Origin of the sequence: Synechococcus sp. PCC 6716, assembly GCF_022570815.1 — a bacterium.
In the GTDB taxonomy this organism is placed as follows: Bacteria; Cyanobacteriota; Cyanobacteriia; order Thermosynechococcales; family Thermosynechococcaceae; genus Thermosynechococcus; species Thermosynechococcus lividus.
Map to the genome: position 1 here is coordinate 1 of NZ_JAKLTU010000032.1, position 14,477 is coordinate 14,477.

The window sequence follows — 14,477 nt, forward strand, 5'->3', positions numbered from 1 at the left end:
CTCTTCCGATCTTATAAAAGTTTGGTTCATAAACTTCTACCTAATGCTACGGTGGTTGCCGACCGATTTCATGTTATAAAAATTGTGAATCAGGAATTGGATAAGGCTCGACAAAGTATTTGTAAAGCGAATCAGCAGACGGTAAATGAAGTCCAGAAAGCCCAGATTGCAGCTGCGCTCAAACAAAGTAAATATGCGTTACTCAAGCCGGAGGAAAATCTAACTCAGAAGCAAAAAGCAAAACTAGAAGAAATTCGAGAAATAGTGCCAAGTCTGGCTCGAATGCATCAGGAGAAGGAATCGTTTAGAGCCATCTTTGAGCCAGCAAAAGATTGGAAAGATGGAACCTTTCAATTGCTCGATTGGTTAGCTCAAGCTCAGGATTCTTTTCAAGAGAGCGTAAGAACAATTTGTCGGTGGTTTGGTGAAGTCACCGCCTATTTTGATAATCACACAAATAGTGGTGTTGTTGAAGGTATTAACAATAAATTGAAGCTGATCAAGCGGTCAGGTTATGGGTTCAGGAACTTTGACAATTTTCAGTTACGTTGCTTAATTTGCTGGCATTTAGCTATTGATTAAGCATAACTCGGACGATAGAGCCCATACTTCAGAACCTTGAACGGTTTCCGTCCTTGCTCAAAGAAGTATTGCCGAGACTCATACACGCCTTGGTTGTAGAGATTGTTGGCAAGACGCGCTAACTCAGTAAGCAACTGAGCAAGCTGCTTGTCAGGTTGAAAAACATCTTTTTGGACGGCTAAAAACATCATTGGGTTAAGATGGTATGCAGTTATTATAGATGCCGATTTACGGGAATAGCAACCGTATGAGAGAAGATGGCATACAGCTAAAATCGACTCGTCATTGCACGTATCAGTCAGGACATCACTTTGTCTGGAGAAGAATGTCAAGACTGATTCTGCCTACTGCCGTAGGCGCGGGAACCGTTCTGTATCCCCGTCGGGAACGAGCGAGGTTTTATCCGGTTCCCGAACCCTCCGGTTTCTATAAAAACAGGGGTGCAACACCGCTACACCCCCATTGTCCACCCATTGCTCTGTGTCAACGACAGTGACCTATGGGCGCAAGTTCCCCAGCATTCCCATTAAGCCATCTTGCTGTTTGAGCATCCGGTTCAGCTTCTTGAGGTCAAGACTAATGGTTTCGGCGGGGTAGTTCTTCAGAAAGGACATTATACTCAGACCTTCGGGAGAGGCTGCCGCTGTTAGCATGGCTCCGCGCAGTGCCACTTCCCCCGCCTTATCGCGACGGATGGTTACCTGAGAGAACTGTTTGAGAACATCCTTGCCAATGGGGCTATTGAGAATGCCATTGACTTGCACAACATTGAAGGGGAGTTTCATGCCCAAAAATTCCAAGAGTTTTGCTTGGTCATCTTTGGGGACTAATCGCATCAAAGAGCCCAGTTCCCCCGTTGCCTGTTGGGTGGAGACGTACTCTTCTAGCTCCGACATGGGGAATGAACGCTGAAATGGACCGTAGGTCAATGAAACATAGTTGGCCGCTTTGGCAGGAGTCACAAACATTGCCCCAACAGGCAGTGCCAGAGCTACTAACCAAGGCGAAAGACGCTTAAGCATGACGGATCAACTCCAAAAATTAAGGCAAAATGGGCACTGACAGCCTGTTTTGTTGCATGGACATCAAGACACCACATCCTCATTTCCCATAGAGGTTGACAGATGCAAAACAAGCCGTAGATTGCACCGCTTGCAGTATAGCAGGCAAGATAGAGGTTGCCTTGGCTTCTTAAACTAGGTGTAACGTTCTAATGGGTGTATGAGTGTTTGGCAACCGGGTGCAGTGCTTGACCTGAAGATTGATACCCTTAATCATAGGGGTGACGGTGTGGCGCGGTGGCAGGGCAGGGTGGTATTTGTGCCCGATGCGGTGCCGGGCGATCGCCTGCGGGTGCGCCTTCAGCACGTTAAGCCGCAGTATGCCAATGGCGTGCTCCTCGAGGTTCTTGAGCGATCGCCACAGCGGGTTCGGCCTGCTTGCATTGTGGCTGACAAGTGTGGTGGCTGTCAGTGGCAGTGCATCGATTATCATGCCCAGTTAGCGGCTAAGGAACAACTGGTGAAAGAGGCGATCGCCCGCATTGGGCAGTTGCAGCCCCAAGCCTTTTTACCTATATTGGCTGCTCCATCTCCTTTAGGCTACCGCAACAAGGTCACCTACCCCCTTGCCCGCCGCCATGGTCAGGTGGTTGCAGGCTATTATCAAAAAGGCTCGCACCGCATTGTCAACCTGAACCAATGTCCAGTGCAGGATCCGCGCCTCAATCCTCTGCTAGCCACCCTTAAAGCCGACCTACAGCCTTGGCCTATCTATGACGAGTCAACCGGATCTCCGGGGGTTCGCCACCTAGGGCTGCGCATTGGCCAGCGTACGGGCGAGCAATTGATCACCCTAGTGCTAGCAGGGGATCTCCCCCCTCACCTCGAAGGGCAAGCGCAACGATGGTACGACCAGTTTGCCGCGGTTGTGGGGGTCTGTGTGAACATTAATTCGCAGCGGGGGAATCGCATCTTTGGCTCTCAAACCCGGGTGCTAGCGGGTCAGCTGTACCTACGGGAGGTTTTGGCTGGCATTGAGTTCCACGTTGGCGCGACAACGTTTTTCCAAGTCAATACGGCTCAAGCAGAGCAACTTATCCAAACCCTTGAGGCTTGGTTGGCGCTCTCAGGAACCGAGCATCTACTAGACCTATATTGTGGCATTGGCACCCTTAGTTTACCGTTGGCGCGCTCAGCGGCTCGGGTCACTGGGGTTGAGTGTCATCCAGACTCGGTTACCCAAGCGATCGCCACAGCTCGTCACAATGGGTTGACCAATACGGAATTTATCTGTGCGGTTGCCGAAGAGTGGCTCCCCCATTGGTGCAACACTGTTGATGTCCTGCTGCTGGATCCGCCCCGTAAAGGGTGCGATCGCGCCGTCCTCGATGCAATTTTGGGGCAGCGCCCACCCCGAATTGTCTATGTCAGTTGCCATCCAGCCACCCTAGCGCGGGATTTAGGGTATCTGTGTCAGGCGGGTGCCTATCAATTGGCCAAAGTACAGCCCCTAGACATGTTTCCCCAAACCGCCCACGTCGAAACCATTGCATTACTCACCGCGACCTAGTCCCTGAGTTGCCCCTCAGTCGTCTTGGAAAAATTGTGAGGACTAGCGCAGAATTGCATTGGCAATAATGGTGATGACCGCAGTCACAATCAAGCCAAAGGCAAGATTGACAACTTGTCCCGAGGCTTTCTGGTACGTATCCACCCGTACGTTAAGAATGGCTAGCTCATTGCCAAATGCTCCCATACCGTTTTTGACCTTATCCACCTCCCCCTTTAGCCCCTCAACGTCCTGTTTCAGATCGTCAACATCCTGTTTGAGGCCTTCAACATCGTGTTTGAGTCCTTCGACATCCTGCTTAAGCCCTTCAACATCATGCTTCAGACCCTCAACGTCCTGCTTAAGCCCTTCGACATCGTGGCGCAGCAGCTCAACATCGCCGCGAATACCACGTAACTCTGTAATCACAAGGGTTTGAAATTCTTGTTCGCTCATAGGGCGGCTGCATCAAGGACGCCAATGGTTTGGGTATAAATGGCCTGAGCTTCTTCAGGAGTATTACCAATACTCACTAGTCCTAGTTTACCAAACTCGGAGAGGGCACCCATCAAGTGAAAGACCGTGCCTGTTTCGGTACTGGAGTCAAAGTGGAGATGGTAGCGGGCAATCATATCCAAGAGATCGTTGGGTAGGAGGCCGCGATACTGCGGTTGGCAGAGGTTATCGGAGGCAATATAAAATTTGGGACGGCGGTGCTTACTATAAAAAAGACCGGACTCCAACTCATAATGACCATCGGTCAGGAATTGCAGCGTCATAAAGGGATGGGTGGTTCCTCCCTTACGGAGGTTAATTTCAATGGCAGCTAGCTCCCACGCTTGCTGATCGGCATCGAACGTGGCAACAAAATCCAGCCCATAATAGCCAATGACCCCCTGTTGCGCCAGATAGGTTCCAGCGGTGCGTCCGAGGTCTTGCAATTGATGCCGATAGTCCGCGTGGGCAGGAAATTCACACCCAATGAAAATTTGCCCTTCCGGTCCATTCAAGAGCTGTTCGTGGGTGGAGATGATTTCCACCCGACCGTCAGGGGTGATGCGACCTTGGACACTGGGCGATCGCTTCTGGGAGCCGTCGATGAAGGCTTCAACAATGCCTCCGAGGGTTATAAATCGCTGCCGGTAGGAGTCCCATGCTTCATTAGGGGCTTGGAACCTCATGTCGGCAAGGCTATTCTCTAGCCGTTGGAGATGGGCGGGATCTGTGGGGGAGGTGGTGGGGCGCACCTGTGTTAGGTCAAGGAGGGCATTCCCTTCGCCAGAAAATGCTTCGTTTAGTTTCACCACTAAGCGGTGTAAGTGGGGGTATTTGGCTTGCAGGTGGGCGATCGCCTGCACTAACTCAGAGACTGTGGCTAAAAAGCCGCTGCCGACAGGGTGGGGGATGCCTGCTGCTGCAAAGAGTTCGCGGCTGCCTGCCTTAGTTCCCCAATAGAGTAAATCCGGATCCGTTGAGTACAGAGGAATCCCCAACGTCACGGCCAGTTCCCGTTCGAGGGGGGTAGAGTTAAAACAGACCATATAGGCCTGATTCGGCCGTAGGGCTTGACGGATACGTTCCACCAAGCGGGGGCGCTCCAAGATTTTAGCGGTCAAGGGTTTATCGGAGCGATCGTAGGTGGCCAACAGCAGGAGGCGATCGCGGGCATGGGAGCTGGGTACCCCCGGCAGTAAGTCAAGGTAGTAGTCAATAATACTGGGGTGCAGTGGCTGTGAAGTGATATAGATCATGCGCGTGCGGGGGTTGCGCAGTTGAATCAGTGTATAGAGTTGGCGCTCTTCATAGTGGGTGTAGCCCGTAATTTTGGCAAGTTCCGGTTGGGGAAAACTCAGAGAAGGCACAACCACAATATCCCGCTCAATTCCCCCTGGCCCCTTTGGCAGTTCTGGTACAAAGGTTTCTGTACCCTCCCAACACTCCTGCAGACGGGTTTGTAGGTGGTGGAATTGCTGGGCAATGGACATCTGCCAGTCCCCCAAAGGTTTGTCCCCTAGTGTAGCAGTGTCCTCTGCTCAGCACGTTAAGAGTGTCGATGGTTTTAAGGCACGCAGTATCTTAGAATCAGTACGTTGTTTTGCAAGCGGCTCAATGCTTAGACATCCAGCACTACGCGCCCTAGGTAAAATTTGGCGATTACTCGATCGCGGCGATCGCTGGCAACTGGTGGGCATTGGCGTTGTAATGCTCATGGGCAGCATTTGGGAAGCAGTAGGCGTAGGCTTGGTTCTGCCCTTTATTGCCATTATTGAAAAGCCGGAACGCTTAAATGAGATTCTATTTTGGCGGCAAAACAACACCCCTCTGACCCAAGGTGAAGAATATGAGTGGTTGTTAACCCTCAGTTTGGCCTTTGGTGCTCTATATATTTTCAAAAATTTATTTATTGCTGGCAGTAACTACATTCAATTTAAGTTCTTAAATGAAAAGCAGCGGAAGTTTTCCGTATTACTACTTCGGAGTTATTTGTTTAAGCCTTATAATTTTCATCTGCAAAATAATACTGCGAAGCTCATCCAAAATGCAAAAACAGAAATCAACAATGTCTTCAACCAATATCTATTACCTCTTTTAGTTATTATCTCAGAATTATTAATCGTTTTAGCAATCTTTAGCGTAATCATACTTGCAAATCCCTTTGTTGCCATCATTGTCATTGCTTCTTTGGCTCTGTTAACCTATCTATTTTTCAAGGTCTTTCAAAAAACTTTGAGGACTATAGGAGCTAAACGGGTTCACTACGAACAACATGTGGTTCAAGCCATTAGCCAAGCCTTAGGTGGCATTAAGGAAGTGAAAATTCTTGGACGAGAGAAATTATTTCTTGATGTTTATGAAGAGAATCTCATTGAAGATCGCAACGCTAATTTCTTCTTCAACTTTATTAGCCAATTGCCTCGTTCTTACTTTGAAACCCTCGCTGTAATTACTATTATTCTGATTATCGTCTTGACCTTGGTGCAGCACGGATCAATGGCTCAAGTGTTGCCGCTGATTTCTCTCTTTGCGGCGGCGGCATTTCGGCTGATGCCTTCGGCAACTCGCCTGATGAACAGCTTGAACACGGCTATTTTTTACGCTGCTGCGGTGGATGTTGTCTATGACGATATTCTGGAGGCGCGTACGTTTAGCACACCAGCTCTAGCGTCTAGTCATAGTCCTCCTCAGCCTTTTCACGATCGCCTCGAACTTCTTGATATTTACTATTCTTACCCCAATACTCAACGACCTGCTTTAGAGGGAGTCTCCTTAACGATTAAACAGGGAGAGATGATTGGCTTTGTGGGGTCTTCTGGTGCCGGTAAGACAACGATTGTTGATGTTATTTTAGGACTCCTAACCCCCTCCCACGGGGATATTCGCGTTGATGGGGTGAGTATCTATACCAACCTTAGTCAGTGGCAGCGGCAGATTGGCTATATTCCCCAAAGTATTTACCTTTCGGATGATACGCTACGCCGCAATATTGCCTTTGGTCTGCCGGATACTGCGATTGACGAGGAGGCGCTCCTAGCAGCGGTTCACGCCGCACAGCTATCGACCTTTGTCGCGGGTTTGCCAGAGGGGTTGGATACGATTGTTGGGGAGCGCGGGGTGCGGCTTTCAGGGGGGCAACGCCAGCGCATTGGCATTGCGCGGGCACTGTATCACAATCCAGGCGTGTTGATTATGGATGAAGCAACCGCAGCGCTGGATAACCAAACCGAAGCGGGGGTGATGGATGCGATTCAAGCCCTCAGTGGTGAAAAAACGATTATTATGATTGCCCACCGCCTCAGTACGGTAATGAATTGCGATCGCCTCTACTTGATGGCAAATGGCAAAGTAGCAGCCACAGGAACCTACACAGAATTAATAGAGCATAGTCCTGAGTTCCGCGCTATGGCAAAAGGGTATGAAACGCCCCCGTCTGCTTAAGGCCGATGGCAATCATTCGCTTGCAGTTCCTTTAAGGTACGCGCCATCAACACGGCGTGCGTGCCTCGTTCTGGCTCCCCGTCTTTGGGGCGGCGTTGCCGGTAGCTGCCATCGGGTTGCAGCTCCCAAGCTTGGCGATTATCAGCAAGCATAATTTCCAGTAGCTCTTGCAGTTCCTGCTGAATACGTGGCTCTATAATCGGTGCGATCGCCTCCACTCGCCGATCTAAGTTGCGCGATCGCCAGTCAGCACTGCCGATAAAGTACTCTGGCTGACCGTTGTTGCCAAAATAGAAAATTCGCGAGTGCTCGAGAAAGCGACCAATAATACTAATCACCCGCAGGCGATCGCTCACTCCCGGCACCCTAGGGCGCAAGCAGCACATCCCCCGAATAATCAAATCAATTTCTACTCCCGCTTGCGAAGCTTCGTACAGCGCACGGATGAGTTGGGTATCTGTAATCGCATTCATTTTGGCAATAATCCGCCCTGGGCGGCCATTACGGCAGTGCTCCGTTTCGCGGTGGATGAGTGCTAGCATCCGTTCTCGCATGGTCACCGGTGCCACCAATAGTTTCCGATAGTGCCGCTGCCGCGAGTAGCCCGTCAAGACGTTAAACAATTCCGTGAGGTCTGCGCCCAATTCTGGGCGACAGGAAAATAACCCTAAATCCTCATAAAGACCAGCGGTTTTGGGGTTGTAATTGCCCGTACCAATGTGAACGTAACGGCGAATTTGCCCTGCTTCTTGACGCACCACCAACACCGTCTTGGTATGGGTCTTTAGGCCGGGTACCCCATACACCACATGCACACCCACTTTTTCTAGCTTTCGCGCCCAGAGAATATTGTTCTCCTCGTCAAAGCGAGCTTTAAGTTCCACCAGTACCGCCACCTGTTTACCATTTTCCGCCGCTTTAATCAGGGCACTGACAATGGGAGAATCGCCGGACGTGCGGTAGAGGGTCATCTTAATGGCTAACACTTGCGGGTCGTGAGCGGCTAGGGTAATAAACCGCTGCACTGTTGCCGTAAACGAGTGGTAGGGGTGGTGCACCATCAAATCGCGCTCGCGGATTAAGCCAAATAACTCATTTGCCGTTGCTTCCCAATAATCGGTGCCCAAGGTCGTAATTTCACTGGTGGTGTCAAATAAAGACTCCCGCTCATCCACCCGCTGAAAACTAGGCGGCACTTGAGGATGCCACTCCACATCCTTACATTGCGGCAATGGCAGTGCCATAAAGGCAAACAGATCGTTGAGGCACAACAGCCCATCTAATTCATAAACATCAATCTCTTCGAGATCCATTTCCTCCATCAGGGTTTGCTTTAGCAGTGGCGGAATCCCCCGCTGGACTTCAAGGCGAACCACAGAACCAAACCGGCGTTTGCGAATTTCCTGCTCGATCGCAATCAGCAGATCATCGGCCTTATCTGTTTCCAGTTCAAGGTCAGCACTGCGGGTAATGCGAAAGACAAAGTACGACTGAATGTCCATGCCGGGAAATAGCGCATTCAGGTTGTGCGCAATGATGTCTTCAAGGGGCACCCCAACCCAATGGGTGGCTTCGGAGCTGTGCAGGTGTTGCGGCAAGGGAATAAAGCGAGGAAAACGGTTGGGCACCTTAACCCGGGCTAATCGCTCTTGGCCAGAATCAGGGTCTCGAATCAAGACGGCCAAGTTAAGGCTCAAGCTGGAAATATAGGGGAACGGATGAGCCGGATCCACGGCTAGGGGAGTGAGCACTGGAAACACTTGCGCCTGAAAGTAATGGTTGAGGTAGCTTTGCTGCTCCGGCTCTAGCTCCTGAAAACGATTGAGAAAAATTGCTTCCTTGGCAAGGAGCGATCGCAATTCTTGGTCGAAATAGCGGTGCTGCTCAGTCACAATGGGGATAAGATATTGCCGCACAGCCTGTAACTGCTCTGCGGGCGGCATGCCATCGGCACCACCTTGGAGGATGCCACTTTCTACCTGTTGTTGCAGACCGGCCACCCGCACCATAAAAAATTCATCGAGGTTGGTACTAAAAATCGCCATGAACTTCAGCCGCTCTAGGAGCGGTGTTCGCGGATCGTAGGCCTCATGCAGCACTCGCTTGTTAAACTCCAACCAACTGAGGGAACGGTTGAAATAGTACTGTGGGTCATTTAGATCAATGGGTTCCGAAGCTTTGCGGCGACTGGACTTAGCCGAGGTCATAATAGTCTGTTCCAGTTCTTCTGTTGCACTAGCATCCACTGTACTCGATCCCCTGTGCTGACCGGTTCTGATTTTTCTCAGAGCGTACAATGATAAGGTTAAGGTTTGCTAATCGTGGAGAATCGTTAAAGGTATGGCTGAGGTAGGGGCAACGGGGGCAGAAATTCGGGCAACGCGAATTGAAAAAGCTGCCACACTCCAGCAGCGGGGGATGAACCCCTACGCCTATCGCTGGGAGCGCACCCATACGGCAGCTATGCTCCAAAAAAAATACGCCAATCTCACCGCAGGGGATGCCGTGGGCGATCGCGTCAGTGTGGCAGGCCGCATCATGGCACGGCGGGKGTTTGGTAAGCTGGCGTTTTTTACCCTCCAAGATGAGAGTGGCACCATTCAGCTTTACCTCGACAAGCAGACCATCAGTACTGCTATGGGAGAGACCGCCTTCTCAGATCTTAAACAGCTCACCGACGTTGGCGACATTCTCGGTGCGGTGGGCACCCTCAAACGCACAGAAAAAGGGGAGCTATCGGTGGTGGTTGAGGACTACAGCCTCCTGACCAAAGCATTGTTGCCCCTGCCTGACAAATGGCATGGCCTCACGGATGTTGAGAAACGCTATCGGCAGCGCTATGTCGATTTAATTGTCAATCCCCATGTGCGAGACACCTTTCGCAAACGCGCCCTGATCACGGCTGCCATCCGCCAGTATCTGAACGAGCAAGGGTTTATTGAAATTGAAACCCCTGTCCTCCAAGCAGAGGCAGGAGGGGCCGAAGCCCGCCCTTTCATCACCTATCACAACACCTTAGAGATGCCGCTGTACCTGCGGATTGCCACAGAGCTTCATCTTAAGCGGTTGATCGTGGGAGGGTTTGAAAAGGTCTTTGAACTAGGGCGCATCTTTCGCAATGAAGGGATTTCCACAAAGCATAATCCTGAATTTACCTCGATTGAGGTATATCAAGCCTACGCCGACTACACCGACATGATGGCCTTAACTGAAGCCATTATTACTACTGCGGCTCAGCAGGTTCTTGGCACCCTCATCCTAAACTATCAAGGGGAGACCATTGACCTGACCCCTCCTTGGCAGCGGGTGACGATGCACGAGATCGTGGCAAAGGTTACAGGGGTAGATTTTCAGCAGTTTGGCGAACTGGAGCAGGCCAAAGCCGCCGCCCAGCAGGTGGGAGTCAGCGATCTTGACAGGTGCGATACCATTGGCCGTGTGCTGAACGAAGTGTTTGAGCAAGCTGTTGAACCCACCTTAATTCAGCCCACCTTTGTCCTTGACTATCCCGTGGAAATTTCCCCCTTAGCCAAACCCCATCGCCATAAACCGGGGCTAGTGGAGCGGTTTGAACTGTTTATTGTGGGACGTGAGCACGCCAACAGCTTTTCTGAGCTGACGGATCCGCTAGAGCAACGGCAACGGCTGGAGGCGCAAGCGGCACGGAAAGCGGCAGGGGATCTCGAAGCCCACAGCGTGGATGACGACTTTTTAACGGCTTTAGAGCACGGTATGCCACCCACCGGTGGGTTAGGGATTGGCATTGATCGATTGGTGATGCTGCTAACCGACTCCCCCAGTATCCGCGATGTGATTGCCTTTCCGTTATTGCGCCCTGAATAGACGGCTGGGCAAGATTTGCTAAAATCTTAAGCATATTTACCGATTGATGCCCACCCAGAATGGAGGCATGGCGAACAATGTCAGTGCAAACCATTGAAAAACCAGCAACCGTTCGTAAGTTGGCACCCCGCTATCGTGTGCTGCTGCACAATGATGATGTGAACTCGATGGAGTACGTTGTCGAGGTGTTGCTGAAAACGGTGCCCAGTTTGACACAACCACAGGCGGTGGACATTATGATGGAGGCTCACATGACTGGGGTTGCTTTGGTCATTACCTGTGCCCTTGAGCACGCTGAATTCTATTGTGAAGGCCTGAAAATGGCAGGATTGACGAGCACCATTGAACCGACTGAATAATGCTTGGCGGCAGATGATCCGCCGCCCGCTCTGGGTTCGTCTGTTGAGTTTTGCCGTAACGCTGGTTTTGCTTTGGCTACCCATTGGCCTGAGCATTTTTTTTCTGTGGGGGGACGGTGGCACTGCTAGCTTTGTCAATATGGGGCTGCTGTACCTCATTTTTATCGCTTTGCTGCGGGTTTGGGGGCAGCGAGTTCACCAGCAGCGATCGCCCCTAGGGTTCTATGGGTTGCAGGGGGGTTGGCTATTTGGCCGCGATGCCCTTGTAGGATGGCTGTTGGCTGTGGGGTTGGTAGTGCTGTTGTTCTTCGTTGAAGGGCAGTTGGGCTGGGTGCAGTGGCACGGCACGCCGGATCGCTTTGGGCTATTGCTAGTGGAGGGCTTGGCTACCGGAATTGGTGTGGGTTTTGCCGAAGAGTTGCTGTTTCGAGGGTGGCTCTTACAGGAGCTAGAGCTAGAGTATCAGCCCTGGTTTGCCCTCGGCCTCAATGGTTTGATGTTTGCGGTGCTGCACTATCTTCACCCACCGGAGGTGATTCGCGCCACTTGGCCACGCTTTTTTGGTTTAGTGATATTGGGCTTAAGTTTAGGTTTGGGGAAATGGGTCTTTGGCCGCCGCTTGGGCTTTCCCATGGGGTTCCACGGCGGGTTGGTCTGGGCCTATTTTGGGGTCAAGGTGGGGGAGTTGGTCACCTATACTGGGGTTGCGCCAGAGTGGCTGACGGGTATTGGTGGTAATCCGATCGCCGGTGTTATGGGGGTGAGCCTATTAGGGATTGTCACACTTCTCCTTGGTTATCGCGCCGCAACCGCACCATAAAAAAACCATCCATGTCTTGACGCTGCGGCCAGACGGTGATCCACCCTTGGGGAGCCGCCCATTGATCTAGGGGGGCAAAGGGAGGATCGATGCGCCACTGGGGGTGCAGGCGCAGGAAGTGCTGAATCTGGGCTTCATTTTCCGCCGGCTCTAAGCTACAGGTGGCATACACCAGCACACCGTTCGGTTTGACCCACTGGCAGACATTGCTGAGGAGTTGGGCTTGCAGGGGAACAAGGCTGGCTAATCGTTGGCCTAAGGGGTGCCAGCGGGCATCGGCATGGCGGTGCAGCGTTCCGGTGCCAGAGCAGGGAACGTCCAGCAGCACGCGATCGCCTACGCCCCTGAAGTCTGGAGCCGTGGCACTATCGACGGTGTGAATCTCAATACAGCTTAAACCAAGGCGATCGCGATTTTGACGCAGTCTGCGCAGGCGGCTGGGGGTGCGATCGCAGGCAATCACCCGGCCTTGATTGCGCATTAGCTCAGCGATATGGGTTGTTTTACCCCCCGGAGCAGCACAGGCATCAATGACAACCTCCCCAGGCTGGGGATCCAACAAATGTGCCACCCACTGCGCTGCGCGATCTTGAACCGACCAATACCCCGCCTCAAAGTAGGGCAATGTCGCCATGGGTGCGCCACAGTGGTTCAGCGTCAGCCCTTGGGGTAGCGTGGGAATAGCCCTCAGGTCATAGCCCGCCTCAGCAAATAACTGGATTAAATGCTGGCGATCGCCCCGTAGGGGATTGAGCCGTAAATCGAGGCGGGGCGCGCGGTTAAACCAGTCGCAGAGCGCTTGGCACTCCTCAAGTCCCACTAGGTCTAACCAGCCTTCAATCAGCTCATCGGGGAAACTATAGTAACAGCCCAGTTGTGAGACGTGGGGCAACCCTGCAATCATCGACGTGAGCGGATCACCCTCAGCACGCAGATAGCGGCGCAGCACCCCATTCACCAGCGCGGCCAACCCGCCCAAGCCCACCGCCTTTGCCAGACGCACACTGGTATCCACCGCTGCGTGGGCTGGAATGTGATCGAGGTAGCGCAGTTGATAGAGGCCTAGGCGCAGAATTAATTGCAGGCGCAGGGGAGGCGCTTGACGACAAAAGCCCGCAATGAGGGTATCTAAGGTGCGCTGCCGCCGTACCGTTCCATAGACTAACTCGGTGACAAGGGCGCGATCGCTGGCCTGCAGATCGCAGGTATGCAATACCCTGTCTAAGGCCACATCGGCATAGGCTCCCTTGGCAATGGCATCGAGTGCGTTGAAGGCAAGATGACGGGCAATTAGTTCCACGCCGACTGTTGGATCGCCTCTCGCTGTTCACTACTGGCGATCGGCCATTCTGGATGATCACCACCAATCACTAAATTGGCAATGGCCACATAGTCCTCACTAAACTGGCTCAGGGCATTAATGAGAATATCTAGGGCTAGGGCATCACTGGTGCCCAGATCAAACCAGCAGCGCGCCCAACGCCCATTGTACTCAAACTCTCCCATATTGTGCATTACCGCCATGAGAGAGCTATCCGCTTGCAGAGGATTGTACTCAAGGTAGCTGAGGTCTAACCCTGTTTCCTGGACTTGCAGGTTCTCGGCATTGAAGCCGCCCAACTTTCCTAAAAAAAACCATGAATTAAAGACTTCTTCAAGGTATTGCTGCTCAATGGTGGTGGGAGGGTCAACAAACTCGACCCAGATCCACAGATCAAAGGGATCAATTTCCCGAAAGATCACATTCATGCATTTGCCCCCAAGAGGCCTTTCTGAAACGCAGGGCGGCTGCGTAAGCGCTCTGTGTAGCCCTCAACCGCAGGATAAGGACTCAAATCAACCTGAAAGAGCATTTGTAAGTAGGCCAAGACGGATCCTAGGGCAACATCGGCAACGGAAAAGTCAGCTCCCAAAATATAAGGGTTCCCCTGCAATGCTGCCTCTAACCCAGCCAGTAGGCCAGGGAGTTGGCGATCGCGATTTTCCGGCGGAAACATGGCCTGAGAGAGGGTAGAGTTGGCAAACAGAACCCACTGATAGACCTTAGCCGCCGTTGCGGCATCCGACGGCAGTTGACCGTGGGTTTGGGCGAGGTATAGCAAAATAGCTCCCGATTCCCACAGCACCAGATCCCCATCCACAATGACGGGCACTTTACCCATTGGGTTTAGTTTCAGGAATTCAGGCTGGCGATGCTCCCCTGCTTGCAGATCCAGCAGCACAAATTCATAGGGGAGGCCAATTTCTTCTAGATACCAGCGCACAATTGAAGCGCGGGACTTAGCACCACCATAGAGCTTTAGCATAGGCGATTGGTGTGAACTCATTGCAACGGAAGCAGCTGATTGCTATTATCGGCGATCTGCATCCCTATTGATGAGAGCGCG

Annotated in this window: 14 protein-coding genes; 6 read left to right on the plus strand and 8 right to left on the minus strand. The window is 52.0% G+C overall.

Translation table 11 applies throughout. The features are described 5' to 3' along the window. On the plus strand, window positions 1-582 hold a 582-nt coding region (locus tag L5220_RS11615; RefSeq protein ID WP_499573723.1), incomplete at its 5' end, for an ISL3 family transposase. On the opposite strand, the gene L5220_RS11620 is transcribed toward L5220_RS11615, so the two are convergent. Together L5220_RS11620 and L5220_RS11625 are read right to left on the minus strand one after the other, a co-directional pair. Then, window positions 579-773, minus strand: a complete 195-nt coding sequence (locus L5220_RS11620) for a hypothetical protein (RefSeq protein WP_499573725.1) — start codon at window positions 771-773, stop codon at window positions 579-581. The two genes, L5220_RS11615 and L5220_RS11620, sit on opposite strands and share 4 nt — an antisense overlap. Before the next feature lie 306 nt (window positions 774-1,079). Next, window positions 1,080-1,604 carry an alpha/beta hydrolase gene (locus tag L5220_RS11625; RefSeq protein ID WP_499573727.1) on the minus strand — a complete coding sequence of 175 codons (525 nt, stop codon included), beginning with the start codon at window positions 1,602-1,604 and terminating at the stop codon, window positions 1,080-1,082. 199 nt (window positions 1,605-1,803) lie between these two features. Here L5220_RS11625 and rlmD point away from each other — a divergent pair, with 199 nt between their 5' ends. Continuing rightward, a complete protein-coding gene (rlmD, locus tag L5220_RS11630; protein WP_499573729.1) occupies window positions 1,804-3,153 on the plus strand; it encodes a 23S rRNA (uracil(1939)-C(5))-methyltransferase RlmD in 1,350 nt (449 codons plus the stop codon). Window positions 3,154-3,195: 42 nt separating this feature from the next. Here the strand turns inward: rlmD and L5220_RS11635 are convergent, their stop codons facing one another. Beyond that, a complete protein-coding gene (locus L5220_RS11635) occupies window positions 3,196-3,588 on the minus strand; it encodes a ssr2422 family thylakoid membrane protein (protein WP_448514318.1) in 393 nt (130 codons plus the stop codon). Then, entirely contained in the window at window positions 3,585-5,117 is a 1,533-nt protein-coding gene (locus L5220_RS11640) for a peptide ligase PGM1-related protein (RefSeq protein WP_499573731.1), read from the minus strand. Before L5220_RS11640 ends, L5220_RS11635 begins: the two co-directional genes overlap by 4 nt. 124 nt (window positions 5,118-5,241) lie before the next feature. On the opposite strand from L5220_RS11640, the gene L5220_RS11645 reads away from it, so the two are divergent. Beyond that, a complete protein-coding gene (locus L5220_RS11645; RefSeq protein WP_499573735.1) occupies window positions 5,242-7,068 on the plus strand; it encodes an ABC transporter ATP-binding protein in 1,827 nt (608 codons plus the stop codon). Here L5220_RS11645 and ppk1 read toward each other — a convergent pair. Further along, entirely contained in the window at window positions 7,065-9,275 is a 2,211-nt protein-coding gene (gene ppk1 / locus L5220_RS11650; RefSeq protein ID WP_499573737.1) for a polyphosphate kinase 1, read from the minus strand. The genes L5220_RS11645 and ppk1 overlap by 4 nt on opposite strands. 133 nt (window positions 9,276-9,408) lie before the next feature. On the opposite strand from ppk1, the gene lysS reads away from it, so the two are divergent. From lysS to L5220_RS11665, 3 genes are all read left to right on the plus strand, one after another. Next, on the plus strand, window positions 9,409-10,911 hold the full coding sequence (lysS, locus tag L5220_RS11655; protein WP_499573740.1) for a lysine--tRNA ligase: 1,503 nt from the start codon (window positions 9,409-9,411) through the stop codon (window positions 10,909-10,911). 77 nt (window positions 10,912-10,988) lie between these two features. After that, window positions 10,989-11,270, plus strand: a complete 282-nt coding sequence (gene clpS, locus L5220_RS11660; protein ID WP_099798293.1) for an ATP-dependent Clp protease adapter ClpS — start codon at window positions 10,989-10,991, stop codon at window positions 11,268-11,270. Further along, the gene (locus tag L5220_RS11665; protein WP_499573742.1) at window positions 11,254-12,090 is read left to right on the plus strand and encodes a CPBP family intramembrane glutamic endopeptidase; all 837 of its coding nucleotides are present in this window, start codon (window positions 11,254-11,256) and stop codon (window positions 12,088-12,090) included. The genes clpS and L5220_RS11665 overlap by 17 nt, the downstream gene beginning before the upstream one ends. Here L5220_RS11665 and L5220_RS11670 read toward each other — a convergent pair. Genes L5220_RS11670 through L5220_RS11680 form a run of 3 tightly spaced genes read right to left on the minus strand, consistent with a single transcriptional unit; the run spans window position 12,050 to window position 14,396 of the window. After that, the gene (locus tag L5220_RS11670) at window positions 12,050-13,390 is read right to left on the minus strand and encodes a 16S rRNA (cytosine(967)-C(5))-methyltransferase (RefSeq protein ID WP_499573744.1); all 1,341 of its coding nucleotides are present in this window, start codon (window positions 13,388-13,390) and stop codon (window positions 12,050-12,052) included. The two genes, L5220_RS11665 and L5220_RS11670, sit on opposite strands and share 41 nt — an antisense overlap. After that, window positions 13,381-13,839, minus strand: a complete 459-nt coding sequence (locus tag L5220_RS11675; protein WP_099798290.1) for a DUF3531 family protein — start codon at window positions 13,837-13,839, stop codon at window positions 13,381-13,383. Before L5220_RS11675 ends, L5220_RS11670 begins: the two co-directional genes overlap by 10 nt. Further along, window positions 13,836-14,396: a glutathione S-transferase family protein gene (locus L5220_RS11680; protein ID WP_499573745.1), complete on the minus strand. Its 561-nt coding sequence runs from the start codon at window positions 14,394-14,396 to the stop codon at window positions 13,836-13,838. The genes L5220_RS11675 and L5220_RS11680 overlap by 4 nt, the downstream gene beginning before the upstream one ends. Window positions 14,397-14,477: the final 81 nt, after the last annotated feature.